The sequence below is a fragment of the Microbacterium sp. CFBP 8801 genome, assembly GCF_014839455.1.
Classification (GTDB): domain Bacteria; phylum Actinomycetota; class Actinomycetes; order Actinomycetales; family Microbacteriaceae; genus Microbacterium.
Genome location: NZ_JACYNU010000003.1, coordinates 286,185 through 302,285 on the forward strand (window position 1 = coordinate 286,185; position 16,101 = coordinate 302,285).

14 protein-coding genes are annotated in these 16,101 nt (G+C 72.2%); 11 read left to right on the forward strand and 3 right to left on the reverse strand.

What is annotated here, in order from left to right:
- The first annotated feature begins 33 nt into the window (after positions 1 to 33).
- From solA to IFR11_RS06015, 5 genes are read left to right on the forward strand one after another with little or no spacing between them, the layout of a single operon-like run.
- Positions 34 to 1,167 carry an N-methyl-L-tryptophan oxidase gene (gene solA / locus IFR11_RS05995; RefSeq protein WP_191915554.1) on the forward strand — a complete coding sequence of 378 codons (1,134 nt, stop codon included), beginning with the start codon at positions 34 to 36 and terminating at the stop codon, positions 1,165 to 1,167.
- Between the two features lie 8 nt (positions 1,168 to 1,175).
- Entirely contained in the window at positions 1,176 to 1,625 is a 450-nt protein-coding gene (locus IFR11_RS06000; protein ID WP_191915555.1) for a cupin domain-containing protein, read from the forward strand.
- On the forward strand, positions 1,622 to 2,266 hold the full coding sequence (locus IFR11_RS06005; protein WP_191915556.1) for an FMN-binding negative transcriptional regulator: 645 nt from the start codon (positions 1,622 to 1,624) through the stop codon (positions 2,264 to 2,266). The genes IFR11_RS06000 and IFR11_RS06005 overlap by 4 nt, the downstream gene beginning before the upstream one ends.
- Positions 2,263 to 3,291 carry an ornithine cyclodeaminase gene (locus tag IFR11_RS06010; protein ID WP_070409230.1) on the forward strand — a complete coding sequence of 343 codons (1,029 nt, stop codon included), beginning with the start codon at positions 2,263 to 2,265 and terminating at the stop codon, positions 3,289 to 3,291. Before IFR11_RS06005 ends, IFR11_RS06010 begins: the two co-directional genes overlap by 4 nt.
- Positions 3,288 to 4,751, forward strand: coding sequence for an amidohydrolase family protein (locus IFR11_RS06015; RefSeq protein WP_191915557.1), 1,464 nt, complete (start codon positions 3,288 to 3,290; stop codon positions 4,749 to 4,751). The genes IFR11_RS06010 and IFR11_RS06015 overlap by 4 nt, the downstream gene beginning before the upstream one ends.
- Positions 4,752 to 4,891: 140 nt before the next feature.
- On the opposite strand, the gene IFR11_RS06020 is transcribed toward IFR11_RS06015, so the two are convergent.
- The 3 genes from IFR11_RS06020 to IFR11_RS16735 form a co-directional block, all read right to left on the reverse strand.
- Positions 4,892 to 5,818 carry a PDR/VanB family oxidoreductase gene (locus IFR11_RS06020; RefSeq protein ID WP_191915558.1) on the reverse strand — a complete coding sequence of 309 codons (927 nt, stop codon included), beginning with the start codon at positions 5,816 to 5,818 and terminating at the stop codon, positions 4,892 to 4,894.
- Between the two features lie 22 nt (positions 5,819 to 5,840).
- On the reverse strand, positions 5,841 to 6,467 hold the full coding sequence (locus IFR11_RS06025) for an MSMEG_1061 family FMN-dependent PPOX-type flavoprotein (RefSeq protein WP_156458899.1): 627 nt from the start codon (positions 6,465 to 6,467) through the stop codon (positions 5,841 to 5,843).
- A 150-nt stretch (positions 6,468 to 6,617) separates the two neighbouring features.
- The gene (locus IFR11_RS16735) at positions 6,618 to 8,102 is read right to left on the reverse strand and encodes a helix-turn-helix domain-containing protein (RefSeq protein ID WP_191915559.1); all 1,485 of its coding nucleotides are present in this window, start codon (positions 8,100 to 8,102) and stop codon (positions 6,618 to 6,620) included.
- 73 nt (positions 8,103 to 8,175) lie between these two features.
- Between IFR11_RS16735 and IFR11_RS06035 the strand changes: the two genes are divergently transcribed.
- The 6 genes from IFR11_RS06035 to IFR11_RS06060 are packed head-to-tail and all read left to right on the forward strand — an operon-like array spanning position 8,176 to position 16,097.
- Positions 8,176 to 9,288 carry a DUF917 domain-containing protein gene (locus IFR11_RS06035; protein ID WP_055832995.1) on the forward strand — a complete coding sequence of 371 codons (1,113 nt, stop codon included), beginning with the start codon at positions 8,176 to 8,178 and terminating at the stop codon, positions 9,286 to 9,288.
- On the forward strand, positions 9,285 to 10,865 hold the full coding sequence (locus tag IFR11_RS06040; RefSeq protein WP_055832998.1) for a hydantoinase/oxoprolinase family protein: 1,581 nt from the start codon (positions 9,285 to 9,287) through the stop codon (positions 10,863 to 10,865). The genes IFR11_RS06035 and IFR11_RS06040 overlap by 4 nt, the downstream gene beginning before the upstream one ends.
- A 54-nt stretch (positions 10,866 to 10,919) precedes the next feature.
- On the forward strand, positions 10,920 to 12,506 hold the full coding sequence (locus IFR11_RS06045) for an ABC transporter substrate-binding protein (protein WP_191915560.1): 1,587 nt from the start codon (positions 10,920 to 10,922) through the stop codon (positions 12,504 to 12,506).
- Between the two features lie 4 nt (positions 12,507 to 12,510).
- Positions 12,511 to 13,554 carry an ABC transporter permease gene (locus tag IFR11_RS06050; protein WP_191915561.1) on the forward strand — a complete coding sequence of 348 codons (1,044 nt, stop codon included), beginning with the start codon at positions 12,511 to 12,513 and terminating at the stop codon, positions 13,552 to 13,554.
- 3 nt (positions 13,555 to 13,557) lie between these two features.
- On the forward strand, positions 13,558 to 15,330 hold the full coding sequence (locus IFR11_RS06055) for a dipeptide/oligopeptide/nickel ABC transporter permease/ATP-binding protein (protein ID WP_191915562.1): 1,773 nt from the start codon (positions 13,558 to 13,560) through the stop codon (positions 15,328 to 15,330).
- Positions 15,327 to 16,097 (forward strand): ATP-binding cassette domain-containing protein, encoded by a 771-nt coding sequence (locus tag IFR11_RS06060; RefSeq protein ID WP_191915563.1) that lies wholly within the window; start codon positions 15,327 to 15,329, stop codon positions 16,095 to 16,097. The genes IFR11_RS06055 and IFR11_RS06060 overlap by 4 nt, the downstream gene beginning before the upstream one ends.
- The last annotated feature ends 4 nt before the right edge of the window (positions 16,098 to 16,101 follow it).

A 16,101-nucleotide genomic window follows, 5' to 3' on the forward strand; every position in this document is an offset into this window, starting at 1 on the left:
GGGCACCCGACCGGCCCCTCGAAAGGACCCGCCATGGAGCAGTTCGACGTCGCCGTCGTCGGTCTCGGAGCCCTCGGCAGCGCCGCCGCGTACCACCTGGCCGGTCGGGGCGCGCGCACGGTCGCCTTCGAGCAGTTCGAGCTCGGGCACGTGCGCGGCGCCTCGCACGACACCTCGCGCATCGTGCGCACCTCGTACGGCTCGGCCGCGTACGTGCGCTTCGCGCAGGCGGCGTACCGCGAGTGGGCGGCGCTCGAGGCGGCCACGGGGGAGCGGCTGCTGAGCATCACCGGCGGCGTCGTCTTCATCCCCGACGGCGGCCCGTACGACGCCGCCGACTTCGCGCGGAGCCTGACCGACAACGACGTGCCGTTCGACCTGCTCGGCCCCGACGAGGTGCACGAGCGGTGGCCGCAGTTCTCGGTGCCCGCCGGTGTCACCACCGTCTACACGCCCGACTCGGGAATCGCCCACGCCGCCCGCACGGTCGCGACGCTGCAGATGCACGCTCGGGTGCGGGGAGCCGACCTGCGGGACCGCACGCGGGTCGACCGCCTCATCCCCGACGGCGACGGCGTGATCGTCTCGACCTCGTCCGGCGAGGTGCGCGCTCGCCGCGTCGTCGTGGCCGCCGACGCCTGGACGAACACGCTGCTCGAGCCGCTCGGCATCCGGATCCCGCTCGAGGTCATGCAGGAGCAGGTGAGCTACTTCGCCCCGCCCGAGCCCGAGGCGTTCGAGCGCGACCGGTTCCCCGTCTGGATCTGGGAGGACGAGCAGTGCTTCTACGGTTTCCCGACCTACGGCGAGCCCACCATCAAGGCGGCGCGCGACGTCTCGGAGGTGCACATGTCACCGGCGGAGCGCACGTTCGTCCCGTCGGAGGAGCGCACTGCCGAGCTGGCGGCGTTCCTCTCGGCGACGATCCCCGCGAGCGGCCCGGTGCTGCGCACCGTCACCTGCCAGTACGCGCTGACCCCCGACCGTCGCTTCATCATCGGCCCCCTCGTCGAGCAGCCCGACATCATCGTGGCGCTGGGCGCCGGCCACGCGTTCAAGTTCACCCCGGCGATCGGTCTGGCGCTGGCCGAGCTCGCGATGGGCGGCGACACCACCGACGACCTGTCGGCGTTCGCGGTCGACGCGACCGTCGCCCCGGCGATGTGAGGACCCCCGTGCAGATTCAGCGCCGCGGAGACGGCCACCACGATTGGACCCTCTACGAGGGGGAGGGGCGCGTGGGCATCGAGTGGTACTTCCCGGATGCCACGGCCCTCGGCGCCCAGGTGATGCTCTACCACCTGGCCCCCGGTGCCTCGGAGGGCGCGCACCGCCACCTCACCGGCGCCGCCGACAGCTGCTCGGCCGACAGCAGCGACGAGATGTACGTGGTCACCGCGGGCGAGATCGTCTTCACCGCCGACGGGGTCGACCGGGTGCTCAGGGCGGGAGATGGCGCGTACGCCCCGGCGGGCATGGTGCACGGCGTGCGCAATGCCTCGGACGCCCCGGCCGAGCTCGTGCTGATCTTCGGCCCGCCGACGACCGCCCGGTCGACGACCGCGCCGCCCGCCGCCCCGCCGACCACCGCCCCGCCGACCACCGCCCCGGAGGAGACGCCGTGAGACACGCCCCCGACTACGCCCTGACCGACCTCGACGCGGTGCGCGAGCTGGTGCGCGAGAACCCCTGGGCCACGCTGGTGAGTCATGTGCCCGGGCGGGGGCTCGTGGCATCCCACTATCCGGTGCTCGTCGACGACGCGGGCGACGGGTTCTCGATCGTGAGCCACGTGGGGCGCCCCGATGAGGCGCTGCACGAGCTCGGCGCGCACGAGGTGATGGTGGTGGTGTCGGGACCGAGCGGGTACGTCTCGCCCGGCTGGTACGACGTGTCGCCGGCCGTGCCGACCTGGAACTTCGTCGTCGCGCACCTGTACGGCACGCCCGAGCTGCTGAGCGACGACGAGAACCTCGCGGTGCTCGACTGGCTCGTCACGCACTTCGAGGCGCCCTTGCCGAACCGCTTCCTGATGCACCGGAGCCTCGAGAACACCGCGTACGCCGAGCGGATCGTGCACGGGACGGTCGGGTTCCGCCTACCCGTCGCACGGTTCGAGGCGAAGCAGAAGCTCAGCCAGGACAAGCCCGCCGCGGTCGTCGACCGCATCGTCGCGGCGCTGCGCGCTCCCGGCCCCTATGAGAACCCGGCCCTGGCCGGTCGGATGGATGCCATCCGCCAACGAGAGGAACGAGAAGAACGATGACCGGATTCGTAGGCGTGGATGCCATGGTGCGCTGGGTCGCGACGAACGGAGCCGAACGGCTCATGACCGACATGGTCGCGTACCTCGAGGCCGACTACCGTCGCTGGTCGTCGTTCGACAAGGTCGAGCGCATGGCCAGCCACACCCCGTTCGGGGTGATCGAGCTCATGCCCATCAGCGATCCCGACACGTACGCCTTCAAGTACGTGAACGGGCATCCCTTCAACCCCGGCCGCGGGTACCAGACCGTCACCGCGTTCGGCGTGCTCGCCGACGTGCACAACGGCTACCCGGTGTTCCTGTCGGAGATGACGCTGCTCACGGCGTTGCGCACCGCCGCGACCTCGGCCATGGTGGCGCGCCGACTGGCCCGCCCCGACCCGCGCACCATGGCGATGATCGGCGCGGGGAGTCAGGCGGAGTTCCAGGCCCTCGCGTTCCGCGGTGTGCTGGGCGTGGATCGTCTGCGCGTGTTCGACGTCGACCCCGCGGCAACCGCCAAGCTCGTGCGCAACCTCACCCCGCTCGGCTTCGACATCGAGGTGTGCGACTCGGCGGCCGAGGCCGCTCGCGGCGCCGACATCGTCACGACCTGCACCGCCGACAAGGCGGCGGCGACGGTGCTCAGCGATGCCGACGTGACAGCGGGAATGCACATCAACGCCATCGGCGGCGACTGCCCCGGTAAGACCGAGCTCGACCCCGCGATCCTGTCGCGCGGACCGGTGTTCGTGGAGTACGCCCCGCAGACCCGGATCGAGGGCGAGATCCAGCGGGTCGCCGCCGACTTCCCGGTGACGGAGTTCTGGGAGGTGCTCACCGACCGCGCGCCGGGGCGCACCTCCGACGACCAGGTGACCGTCTTCGACTCGGTCGGCTTCGCAATCGAGGACTTCTCGGCGCTGCGGTTCCTGCGCGACAGCGTCGCGGGCACCGAACTGGCGCTCGAGATCGACCTCGTGGCCGCCCCCGACGATCCGAAGGACCTCTTCGGCCTCGTCGGCGCCCCGGTGCCCGCTCTGTGAGCGCGCTCACCCTGCGCTCGGGCCGGCCGTACGGCGGCGAGCCCGTCGACGTCGTCGTGCGCGACGGCCTCATCGCCTCGATCGTCCCGGCCGGTTCCGCGCCGGCCGAGGGCGAGGTCGTCGAGCTCGACGGCCGCGCGATCGGTCCCGGCCTCTGGGACGCCCACGTGCACTTCTCGCAGTGGGTCATCTCGAGCCGCCGCGTCGACGTCGCCGGCACGCACAGCCCCGATGAGGTCGTGGATGCCGTGCGTCGGGCGCTCGTCGCCGGGGCGCCGCGCACCGACGGGGTGCTCGTCGGCTACGGCTACCGCGACGGGTTGTGGACCACTCCGACCACACTCCGACTCCTCGACGACGCGTTCCCCGACGTTCCGGTGGTGCTCGTCAGCGGCGACCTGCACGCCGGGTGGATGAACTCCCGCGGGGCCGAACGCCTCGGCCTCCGCCCCGACGCCAGCGGCGTCGCCGCCGAGTTCGAATGGATCGCCGCCCTGCAGCGGTTCCAGCAGGCGGCATCCATTCCGGTCGAGGCATATGGCGAGGTCGCCGACGCCGCTGCCCGGCGCGGTGTGGTCGGCATCGTCGACTACGAGAACGTCCCGAACTTCCTCGAGTGGCCCGAGCGGGTCGCCGCGGGCGTGCGTGCGCTGCGGGTCGACGCCTCGGTGTGGCCCGACCGACTCGAGCAGGCCATCGCCGCGGGCCTGCGGACGGGCGACCCGCTCGACGCCGACGGACTCGTCACCATGGGCCGGCTGAAGGTCGTCGTCGACGGCTCCCTCAACACGCGCACGGCGTGGTGCTGGGACCCGTACCCCGGTGCCGACCCCCTGCACGCCCACGCGTGCGGCGTGCAGAGCGTCTCGGTCGACGAGCTGCACCGACTGCTCCGACGCGCGAAGCAGGGCGGCATCCTCCCCGCCGTGCATGCCATCGGCGACCGCGCGAACGCCGAGGTGATCGGTGTGTTCGAGACCCTCGGCATGCCCGGCATCATCGAGCACGCGCAACTCGTGAGCGACGGCGATTTCGCCCGATTCCGCCGGGCGGGCCTCATCGCCAGCGTCCAGCCCGAGCACGCGATGGACGACCGCGACATCGCCGACCTGCACTGGTCGGGACGCACCGACCGGGCCTTCGCGTTCGGCTCTCTGCATCGGTCGGGCGCGGCCCTGCGCCTCGGCTCCGACGCCCCCGTCGCCCCGCTCGACCCGTGGCACGCGATCGCGTCGGCGACCTCGCGCAGCCGCGGCGACCGCGAGGCCTGGCATCCGGAACAACGCCTTCCGCTCGACGTCGCGCTGGCGGCGAGCAGCCGCAGCACCCTCGCCGTCGGGCAGCCGGCCGACCTCGTGGTGCTCGAACGCGACCCCTTCGCGTGCGACCGCGACGACCTGCGCGAGATGACCGTGGCGGCGACCCTTCTCGGCGGGCGGTTCACGCACCGGGCGATGTGACCGGGCTGTCGGGGGCGGCCGGCCGCCCCGGCGGGCCAGCCGTCGCGCCGGGGCCGTCGCGTGCGGACGCTCGACGATCCGGCGCGTGCGCGAGCGCGATCCCCGCGCCCGGTCGACGCGTTCCCGCCCGCGCGGAGCGTTCAGGCGTTCAGGACGAGCGTCTCTCCCGCACGAGCGCGCGAGACGCACGGGTAGATGATGCGGGACTCGTCGTCGACCGTCAGCGAATCGCGGTGGTCCACCGCCCCATCCAGCACGGGCACGGCGCACGAGCCGCAGACCCCGCGCAGGCAGGAGCCGTTCATCGGCACCCCGGCGCCCTGGAGCGACTCGAGCAGCGACCGGGTCGCGGGCACCTCGACGGTCACACCGGACCGGGCGGCGGTGGCGGTGAAGGCCTCGTTCGGCCCGAACTCCCGCTTCCGGGGCTCGAAACGCTCGAGATGGATGCCGGACCCCTCGGGCAGCATCGGGGTCAGCGCCCAGAGCGCGTCGACGAACGATGCCGGCCCGCACGCGTAGACGTCGGTGCCGGGGGCGATCCCGCCGACGACCGCGTCGAGGTCGAGACGCCCCCGCTCGCGGCTGACGTGGACGGTGGCGCGATCGCCGAGGGCGGCGATCTCGTCGGCGAAGGCGACGCCGTCGCGCTCCCGGGCGACGACGATCATCCTCCAGTCGGCGTCGAGGGCGGCGAGGTGACGGGCCATCGACAGGATCGGCGTGACACCGATCCCGGCGGCCAGCAGCAGGTACGCGGGGGTCTCGCCGAGCTCGAACAGATTGCGGGGCGGGCGGACCCAGACGGTGCTGCCCTCGCGCAGGAACGCGTGGATGTAGTGCGAGCCGCCGCGCGACAGTTCCTCGCGGCGCACGGCGATGCGGTACGACGCGGTGTCGGCGGGGTCGCCGCACAGCGAGTACTGCCGCTCGTGGCGCGTGATCAGCTGCAGGTCGATATGGGCGCCGGGATTCCAGGCGGGGAGGGGGGATCCATCGACGTTCTGCAGGCGGATGCTCACGATGTCGGGCGTCTGGCGGATGATCTGGCGGACCACCAGGGGCATCAGTCCCTCGCGGCTGCGCACCTCAGTACAACGCCCGGTAGGCGCCGGACATCGCCTCGTCGATGACGTCGCCGACCGCGGCATCCCATCCCGACGTGCTCGCCCAGATCTGGCCCGAGGTCGGCACCTGCGTGGCCAGGTCCTGCATGTCGGCGTCCCAGATCCCGCCGCGCAGCAGAGCGCGCCCGCAGTGCAGGTACACCTGCTCGATGCGCAGCACGATCGCGAGGTCGGGCACGGTGTGGTCCTGCTCGAGGGAGCGCAGCAGGGTGGGGTCGTCGGTGACGAACGCGGTGCCGTTGATGCGCAGCGTCTCGCTCATTCCCGGCACGAAGCACAGCAGGGCGGCGTGGCCGTTGTCGACGATGTTGCGCATCGAGTCGGCGATCTTGTTGCCGAGGCGGTCGGGAAGCACGACGGTGCGGTCGTCGATCGCCCGCACGAAACCGGGGTAGTCGCCGCGCGGCGAGCAGTCGCACGTTCCGTCGCGATCGGCGGTGGCGAGGGTGGCGAACGGCGAGTGGGCCAGGAAGCGCAGGCAGTTCTCATCGAGGTGGTCGGTGATCTTCTGCAGCGAGGGGCCCTCCGGCTCGCCCAGCGTGCCGCGGATGTCCTCGAGCCCGAGCGCGCGGAAATCGGTGGAGAGCATGTCACCGACGCTACCCCGGGGTCCCCCGAACCTCATCGTCGCCCGGGCACAGGATCACCGGGTCGAAGTGTGCCGTCGGCACAGCGGGCGCCGGGGTGATGGAGGGCCACCGCCCCACGCCGGCGCCGCGATCAGGCCCCGACGCCCTCCTCAGCGCCCCGAGCCCAGCAGGCGCACGCGGCACGCCAGCTCGACCGCGAAGCGGGTGTCGGGGTCGTCGAGGTCGACCCCGAGCAGCTCGCGCGCGCGTCGGATGCGATAGCCGACCGCATTGGGGTGCAGGTTCAGCTCGCGCCCGGCCTGCGCGAGCGAATGACGGTGGCCGAGGTACGACAGCAGCGTGCGCACGGCCGTCGTCGCCTTCTCGGGGCCCAGCACGTCGAGCGGGTGGAGGATGTCGTCGAGCAGGTTACGGCTCACCGGCGAGGCGTAGAAGTCGAGCAGCAGACGTCGGAGCCCGGTCACGTCGGTGAGCTCGATGGCATCCAGTCGACCGCCGGCGATGGCGGAGTCGGCGGCGACGCGCGCCTCGGCGGCCGACTGACGCAGACCCGCGGCTCCGGTCTGCGGGGTGCCGAGACCGACCGTGTACGTCCAGTCGTCGCCGATGAGACGGCGTGCCTGGGCCTGCACGCGCGACACGACGTCGCGTAGGCGCCGCTGGTGGTCGCCCGCACCGTGGTCCTCGCTGCTGACGACGAGGACGTCGTCCTGCAGGAAGGCGATGTGCCACAGCTCGGGGCGGTCCTCGATGAGCTGCAGGGTGAACAGCTCGAGCGCGGCCTCGACGAAGCGCGGGGCGCGCAGCCCCGGGTCGGTGCGGTGCTGCGGACGCATCCACGCCACGGCGTGCGAGAGCTGCAGGGGCAGACCGAGGCGTGCGGCCGGAGCGACGAACCCGTCGACGCGGCCGGCCTCGGCAAGGATCAACTCGACGATGAGGTCGGCGCGCGACTGGTTCGGGGCGAAGCGGTCCTGCAGGTGCCGCTGCATGGCCCGCGACACGAGCGAGGCCACGACCGGCAGGGCGACGGTGGCGGCGGGATCCGACGTCTCGGCGACCAGCCGGCCGATGGGCACTTCGCCCGCGAAGACGGCGTCGGCGTCGGTCCACGAGGTCGCCAGGTCTTCGCGCAGGCTCACCCGCACGCCCAGGGCGGTGCCCGCGGCGTCGAGGATCGCCGCCACCGCGTCTCCCTCGCCCGCAGCCGCGGCCTGCGTCGCCTTCTCGACCGCGAAGGCCGCGCGGGTCATCGACTCGGCCGCACCCCCGCTGATCACCCGGTCGATCGCCACGGCGAGGTCGGGAGCGGGCGCCGCGAGCGACACGAGCACGGGAACGCCGCCGCGCAGCGCCAGCACGGTCGCGGTCTCGGTCGCCGTGAAGCCCGCGGGCATGACGAGGCCCGCCAGCCCGCGCGCGCTGGCCTGGCGCAGGGCCACGTCGACGAGGTACGGCGCGGGCGGGTCGTCGCCGGCCACGACGGCCAAGGTGCCCGCGGTCAGGCCGGGCAGATCGGCGAGGGTCGACACGTCGACGCGTTCGATCGTCGCTCCCCCCTCGGGGCCGGCGGCGTGCGCGATGCCCAGGCGTTCGGTCTGAGCGAGAAGGTCGGAAGTGGTGAGCTGTGCCACCAGCACAATGTACGCCGATTCCCTGTCGGCTCACCACATTGTCGCCCGCGGGGACGGTGCTTAGTGTCGTGTCATGGCACTTCCGTCTCCCGTCACGCCGACCGCGGCCCGCGCCCCCGAGCACGTCACGGCCGACGACATCGCCGCGCTCGCCGCGGGTGCGGCGATCTTCGGCACGGGCGGCGGCGGCGCCGTCTACACCTCGCAACTGACGACCGAGCGCGCGATCCGCGAGCACGGGCCGGTGCGGCTGCTGAGCCTCGACGACCTCGGACCCGACGACGCCGTCATCATGATGAGCGGCATCGGCGCACCGACCGTCGGCATCGAGATGCTCTCGTCGGTGCAGCAGGTCGAGACCCTGCTGCGCGAGGCCGAACGCGTCGCCGGGCGCACGATCACCGCGATCATGCCCGCCGAGATCGGGGGCAGCAACGGCGTCTCGCCCGCCGGATGGGCCGCTCGCCTGGGCGTCGCCCTGCTGGATGCCGACGGCATGGGCCGCGCGTTCCCGGAGGCGACCATGATCTCCACCAACGTCGCCGGCGTCCCGTGCGAGTTCGCGGTGCTCAGCGACGTCGTCGGCAACGTCGTGACCCTGCGCACGGTCGACCTCGGCTGGCTCGAGCGGCACGCCCGCGCCGTCACGGTGGCCGCCGGGGGAATCTGCCTCGGCGCCCACTACCTGCTCACCGCCGAGACGGCCCGCGGAGCGGTCATCCCGGGCACGATCAGCACGGCCATCCGCGTCGGACGCGCGCTGCTCTCGGCCGCCGAGCCGGTGGCCGCCATCGCCGACGAGCTCGATGCCGACGTGCTCATCTCGGGCAAGATCGTCGACGTCTCGCGCCGCACCGAGGGCGGGTTCGTGCGCGGCTCCATCACGATCGCCGGGATCGGCGACGACCGCGGGCGCCTGCAGCGCGTCGAGCTGCGCAACGAGAACCTCGTGGTGCTCGAAGACGGCGAGGTGCTGGCGACCGTGCCCGACCTCATCACCGTCGTCGACCTCGAGACCGGTCACGCCATCTCGACCGAGATGCTGCGTTACGGCCAGCGCGTGTCGGTGCTGGCCTGGGCGTGCGACCCCCTGTGGCGCACCGAGCGCGGCCTCGAGATCGCCGGCCCCCGCGCCTTCGGCTACGACCTGCCCTACGTCCCCTTCGAGCGGAAGGACGCGCGATGATCGCCGTTCGCGACCTGTCCATCGGCGTCGACGTCGGCGGCACCAACACCGACGCGGTCGTCGTGGATGCCACGGGGTCGGTGATCGCCTGGACGAAGCAGCCGACCACGGCCGACGTCATCGGCGGCATCCGTGCCGGTATCGCCGCCGTGCTCGCGCAGCTCGCCGAGGACCGCGACCGTGTGTCGCGCGTCATGCTCGGCACCACCCACGCGACCAACGCGATCGTGGCCCGTCGGGGCCTGGACCGCGTCGCGCTCGTGCGGCTCGGGGCTCCCGCGGCCACCGAGTGGCCGCCGCTGACGGGCTGGCCGACCGACCTCAGCACCCAGGTGCTGGCGGGGGCGGCCATGCTCGGCGGCGGGCACATGGTCGACGGCACGCCCATCTCGCCGCTCGATCGCGACGGTATCCGGCGGTTCCTCGACGGCCTCGACGGGCGGTTCGACAGCGTGGCGGTGTGCGGGATCTTCGCGCCCTCCTCTCCCGAGCAGGAGCGCGACGTCGAGCAGCTCGTGCACGACCACATCGGCGAGAACGTGCCGGTGTTCCTCAGCCAGGACATCGGTCCTGACGGATTGCTCGAGCGCGAGAACGCCACGGTGCTCAACGCGGCCCTGCGCGGCGTCGCGAGCGAGGTGACCCGCGCCCTCGTCGACGTCGTCGCCGAGGAGGGTCTCGACGTCTCGACCTTCTTCGCGCAGAACGACGGCACCCTGATGTCGCTCGACTACGCCGTGCGCTACCCGGTGCTGACCATCGGGTCGGGGCCGGCGAACTCCCTCCGCGGAGCCGCCTTCCTCTCGGGCGCCCAGAACGCCATCGTCGTCGACGTCGGCGGCACCACGAGCGACCTCGGCGTGCTCGTCGACGGATTCCCCCGCGAATCGACCCTGCCCCGCGACATCGGCGGCGTGCGCACCAACTTCCGCATGCCCGACATCCTCAGCCTCGGCATCGGCGGGGGCACGATCATCGACCCCCGCACCGGCGCCGTCGGCCCGGGATCGGTGGGGTACCGCATCGCCGAAGAGGGACTGCTGTTCGGCGGCTCCACCCCGACGCTCACCGATGCCGCCGCGGCCGCGGGGCACGGCATCCGGGGTCGTTCGCTCCCCCCGCTGTCGGCGGGTCACCGCGACATGCTGGCCCGCGCCCTCGCCCACGCGCACGAACGCATCGAGGAGGCCGTCGAACGGCTGTCGCTCGGCCGCGTCGACCTGCCGCTGATCGTCGTCGGCGGCGGCGCCCAACTCGTTCCCGACGATCTGCCGGGGGCCGGTGACGTGCTCCGCCCCGACCGGGCCGACGTCGCCAACGCCGTCGGAGCGGCCATCTCGCTCGCCGGGGGCCGCGCCGACCAGATCTCCGACGCCGAAGACCGGGATGCCGCGATCGCGGCCGCCTCGGAAGCGGCGATCGCGAAGGCCATCCAGGCGGGGGCCGATCCCCTCGCGGTCGAGATCGTCGACGTCCTCGAGACGTCGCTGTCGTACACGACCCGCCCCACCCTCAAGGTCTCGGTCAAAGCCGCCGGCCCCCTGAGCCATCTCGCCGCACCCATCCCCGCGCGCTGACACCTGCACCACCCCTGCACCACCGTCGCTTCCCCCGAATCAAGGAGCATGGCAATGAAACGCAGCACTCTCGCCCCGGCCGCGGCCGGGGTCGTCCTTCTCGCATTGACACTGGCGTCGTGCGCGGCGCCCTCCGACAGCACCGGGGGAGGGGGCTCGGTCGTCTCGGGCGGCACGTTCGTCAAGGCGATCAGCGACGACCCGGGCGACCTCGACCCGATGAAGGCCGTCTCGCCCGACACCTTCGACGTCGTCACCATCGCCTACGAGTCGCTCATCTACGTCACCCCCGACGGCGAGTACGAACCCTGGCTCGCCGAGAGCTGGACCGACGAGGGCACCTCGGCCACGTTCACGCTGAAGGACGGCATCACCTGCGCCGACGGCTCGGAATTCACCGCGCAGACCGTCGCCGACAACCTCAACTACAACGCCGATCCCGCCAACGCGACCTTCTCGTACGGCACCGTCATCACCGAGGCCGTGTCGGCCACGGCCGAGGGCAACGTCGTCACCGTGACCAGCACGGTCAACGACCCGTTCCTGGCCGTCAACCTCGGCACGATCATGATGGTGTGCGACGCCGGTCTGGCCGACGTCGCCTCGCTGTCGGACACCACGAACGGCACGGGCATGTTCCAGCTGAGCGAGGCGCGCGCCGGCGACGCGTACGTCTTCACCCAGCGCGACGGCTACACGTGGGGCCCGTACGGCGTCACGAACGAGACCGAGGGGCTGCCCGAGACCATCGAGGCGCGCATCGTGTCCGACCAGAGCACCGTGACCAACCTGCTGCTCTCGGGCGAGCTGAACTCCGGCGTGGTCACCGGCCCCGACCAGGACCGCCTCGAGGGAGCGGGCATCACCTACGCGGGCGTGCGCAACCCGGTCGGTCAGATCCTGTTCAACGAGCGCGAGGGCCGGCCCTTCTCCGACCCGCTCGTGCGCGAGGCCCTCTCGACCGCGATCAATCGCGACGAGGTCGGCCCGGTCATCGCCGGCGCCACGGGTCTGCCCTCCAGCGGGCTCGTCATGAAGACGCCGCTGCTGTGCGTGCAGGACCCGCCCAGCTGGAGCCTGCCGGCCACCGACCTCGATCGCGCCGGCGAACTGCTCGACGAAGCCGGCTGGACCCTCGGCAGCGACGGCATCCGTCAGAAGAACGGACAGCCGCTGAACGTGAAGTTCATCTACGACGCCCCCACCGCCTCGCACGCTCCGGCCGCCGAACTCGTCAAAGAGACGTGGGACTCGCTCGGCGTGGTCACCGAGCTGTCGGCCAACGACGCCGCGGCCTGGTCCGACCAGCTCTACACGAGCTTCGACTGGGACACCGGGTGGGTGCAGATCGGGCCGGGAAGCCCCGTCGTGCTCGACCTCTTCTTCGGCGGAGCGACTCCCGACCAGGGCGGCTTGAACTTCATGTTCGTCGACAACCCCGAGTACAACGCCCTGGCCACCCAGGCCAAGACCGCCACCCCCGACGCCGCGTGCGGACTGTGGCAGCAGGCCGAGAAGGAGCTCATCGAGCGCTTCGACACCTTCCCGGTGATCGACAACATCCTGCCGAATTACATGAGCGGCGCGACGTTCGAGCAGCCGAACTTCCTCAACCCCACCTCGATCCGGATGCAGGGCTGATCCCATGACCGCCACCCCTCCGCCCGTCGTCGCCGACCTGGCCGGCGCCCCCACCGCCGCCCTGGCGGTGCGGGCGGAGGGGCGCGGCCGCGGTCCGCGGCTCTCTCCTCGCGCGGCGTTCCTCGTGCGACGACTGGGGCGACTGCTCGTCTCGCTCGTCGTCGTCGTCGTCGCGTCGTTCTTCCTCATCCACCTCGTGCCGGGCGATCCCGTGCGGGCGGCCCTCGGCATCCAGGCCTCGCCCGAACTGGTCGCGGCCACCCGTGCCGAGCTCGGTCTCGACAAGCCGCTGCCGCAGCAGTTCTTCGACTACGTCGCGCACCTGCTGCGCGGCGACTTCGGGGAGTCGATCCGCACCGGCCGGTCGGTCTCCGAGACCATCGGTCAACGTTTCCCGGCGACCGTCACCCTGGGGGTGCTGAGCTTCCTGCTCGCCCTGGTCGCCGCGGTCCCGATCGGCATCGGCGCCGCCGTCGCCCTGCAGCGTCCGGGTCGCAAGGTCGCCGACGCGCTCATCTCGGGCGTGTTGGGCATGCTCATCGCGGTGCCCGGCTTCCTGCTCGCCGTCGGGCTCATCGCCCTCTTCGCCGTGCAGCTCAAATGGCTCCCCGCGGCCGGATGGGGGAAGCCCGAGGATGCCGTGCTGCCGGTGCTCGCGCTTGCCCTCGGGCCCCTCGCCTACCTCGCCCGCATCGTGCAGGTCGAGATGTCGGGTGTGCTGGGGGCGACCTACATGACCACCGCGCGGGCGAAGCGTCTTCCGGGGCGGCTCGTCTACCTGCGCCACGCGCTGCCGAACATCATCACCGCCTCGCTCACGGTGAGCGGGCTCCTGCTGAGCGGCATGATCGCCGGCACCGTGCTGATCGAGACGGTGTTCGCGATCCCCGGGATGGGCGGGGTCATGGTCCCGGCGGTCGGGGCGAAGGACTACCCGATCGTGCAGGGGCTCGTCGTGGTCTACGCGCTCATCATCCTCGGCGTGAACCTCGTCGTCGATCTCATCCTGGTGACCGTCGACCCGCGGTCCTCGATCACGGAGGGCTGACCCATGACCTGGCGCTCACGACTGCTGTCTCCGGCCGGCATCGCCGCTCTTGTCGGCGTGCTGCTGTTCCTGTTCCTCGCGACCGCGGGACCCACGCTCTTCCTCGCCGCGGCCGAGACCTCGAACGTCCCCGCGCGGTTGCTGCCGCCGAGCCTCGCGCACCCGTTCGGCACCGACGACCTCGGCCGCGACATCTTCGCGCGCGTGCTCGTCGCCGCCCGCATCTCGCTGCTGTTGACCCTGGGTGCCACGGTGGTCTCCACGGTCGGCGGCATCGCCTACGGCCTCATCGCCGTGATCCTGCCGCGGCACGCGCGTCGACTGGCCACCGGCCTGCTCGACGTGCTCCTCGCCTTTCCCTGGCTGCTGATGGTGCTGTTCTTCACCGTCATCTGGGGCGCGAGCGCCGTGACGGCGATGCTCGCGATCGGTATCTCGGGCATCCCCTTCATGGCGCGTCTGGTCTACAACCTGGCGTCGTCGGTTTCGGGCCGCGACTACGTGCGGGCCGCCCGCGTCGTCGGCGTCGGGCCGTTCGGCATTCTGGTGCGCCACATCCTGCCCAACATCGCCAACCCGCTGTTCGTCAACGCCGCGGCCACGGCCAGCGTGACGCTGCTGTCGTTCGCGGGGCTGTCGTTCCTGGGTCTCGGTGTGCAGGCGCCCGAGTACGACTGGGGGCGACTGCTGCAGGACGGCATCACCCGCATCTACGTCAACCCGCTCGCCGCCATCGGCCCCGGCATCGCCGTGGTGCTCGCGGGCCTGGTGTTCACCTTCGTCAGCGAGGCGCTCGGCGACGCGCGCGGCGGGGGCCGAGCGGCCGTGGCCCGACGTGCCCTCGGCGCGGTGGCCCCGCTGCGTCGCTCCGGGGTCGGCGCCGCCCCCGCACGACCGGCGGCGACGGCGGGTGAACCCGTCGCCGAGATCGCCGACCTGCGCATCGCGTTCGCCACCCCCGACGGCGGCGAGGTCGAGCGCGTGCGCGGCGTCGGGCTGCGCATCCTCCCGGGCGAGGTCGTGGGCATCGTGGGCGAGTCGGGCTCGGGCAAGTCGCTCACGGCCATGGCCCTCGCGGGTCTGCTCGGCACCGATGCGCGCATCACGACGAGCGCCCACACCTTCGACGGCATCGACATGACGCGCCCGCTCACCGCGGCCGATCGTTCCACGCTCGGTGTGGAGCTCGGCATGGTGTTCCAGGACCCGCTCACCTCGTTGAACCCCGCGCTGACGATCGGCCGCCAGCTCACCGAGGTTCCCGAGGTGCACCTGAAGATGTCGCGCGCCGATGCCCGCGCGCACGCGGCCGCCGCGCTCGAGGCCGTCGGGATCGCCGACGCGAAGCGGCGCCTGTCGCAGTACCCGCACCAGTTCAGCGGCGGGATGCGCCAGCGCGCGATGATCGGTCAGGCCCTCACCGGCCGACCGAAGCTCATCATCGCCGATGAGCCCACCACCGCCCTCGACGTCACCGTCCAGCGACAGGTGATGGGCGTGCTCCGCCGGGCACAGCGCGACACGGGCGCGGCGATCGTCTTCATCTCGCACGACATCGCGCTCGTCTCGGCGTTCTGCGATCGCGTCCTCGTCATGAAGGACGGCCTGATCGTCGAGGAGCTCGACGCCCAGCGCATCCGCGACGATGCCACCCACCCGTACTCGCGCGCGCTGATCGCGTGCCTGCCCGACATGACGTCCGACCGCACGCGCCCCCTTCCGGTCATCCCGCCGGAACTGGCCGCCGCTGCCCTCGCCGAGGAGGTGGGGGTGTGAACGCCCTCGAGATCGACCGCCTGTCCGTCCGATACGGCCGGGTTACTGTCGTCGACGACGTCTCGCTCGTCGTCCCCGCGGGACGGACGCTGGGCCTCGTGGGCGAATCGGGGTCGGGCAAGAGCACGATCGCCGCGGCCGCGGTGGGCCTCGTGCCGCCCGCCGCCGGAGAGGTGCGCGTCGGCGGGGTCGTGGCATCCGGTCGGGGAATGGACGCACGCGAGGCGCGTCGCCGTCTGCAGCTCGTGTTCCAGGACCCGTTCTCGGCGCTGGATCCGCGCATGAGCATCGGCGATTCGATCGCCGAGGCCTTCCGCGCGAGCGGGAGGTCCTTCTCGCGCGATGCCCGCGTCGCGCGGGTGCGGGAGCTGCTCGGGCTCGTGCACCTCGATCCCGACCGCGCCGGCGACCTGCCCGCCGCGTTCTCGGGCGGCCAGCGGCAGCGCGTCACGATCGCCCGCGCTCTCGCGGGCGAGCCGAGCGTGCTCATCGCCGACGAGGTGACCAGTGCCCTCGACGTGTCGGTGCAGGGCTCGGTGCTCAACCTGCTGCGCGAGCTGCAGGAGCGCTTCGGCCTGTCGATGCTCTTCATCTCGCACAACCTGGCCGTCGTCCGCTACGTCAGCGACGAGATCGCCGTCATGCGTCACGGGCGCATCGTCGAGTCGGGCCCCACCGAGCAGCTGCTGGCCGCGCCCACCGAGAGGTACACCCTCGACCTGCTCGACGCGGTGCCGGTGCTCGGCGTGCGGATGACGACGGACTGAGCGA

Bases quoted from the DNA above. Each gene is read 5' to 3' on its own strand.
- solA (WP_191915554.1), top strand. From the start codon at position 34: ATGGAGCAGTTCGACGTCGCCGTCGTCGGTCTCGGAGCCCTCGGCAGC.
- IFR11_RS06010 (WP_070409230.1), top strand. From the start codon at position 2,263: ATGACCGGATTCGTAGGCGTGGATGCCATGGTGCGCTGGGTCGCGACG.
- IFR11_RS06020 (WP_191915558.1), bottom strand. From the start codon at position 5,818: ATGCCCCTGGTGGTCCGCCAGATCATCCGCCAGACGCCCGACATCGTG.
- IFR11_RS06025 (WP_156458899.1), bottom strand. From the start codon at position 6,467: ATGCTCTCCACCGATTTCCGCGCGCTCGGGCTCGAGGACATCCGCGGC.
- IFR11_RS06035 (WP_055832995.1), top strand. From the start codon at position 8,176: ATGGCACTTCCGTCTCCCGTCACGCCGACCGCGGCCCGCGCCCCCGAG.
- IFR11_RS06040 (WP_055832998.1), top strand. From the start codon at position 9,285: ATGATCGCCGTTCGCGACCTGTCCATCGGCGTCGACGTCGGCGGCACC.
- IFR11_RS06045 (WP_191915560.1), top strand. From the start codon at position 10,920: ATGAAACGCAGCACTCTCGCCCCGGCCGCGGCCGGGGTCGTCCTTCTC.
- IFR11_RS06050 (WP_191915561.1), top strand. From the start codon at position 12,511: ATGACCGCCACCCCTCCGCCCGTCGTCGCCGACCTGGCCGGCGCCCCC.
- IFR11_RS06055 (WP_191915562.1), top strand. From the start codon at position 13,558: ATGACCTGGCGCTCACGACTGCTGTCTCCGGCCGGCATCGCCGCTCTT.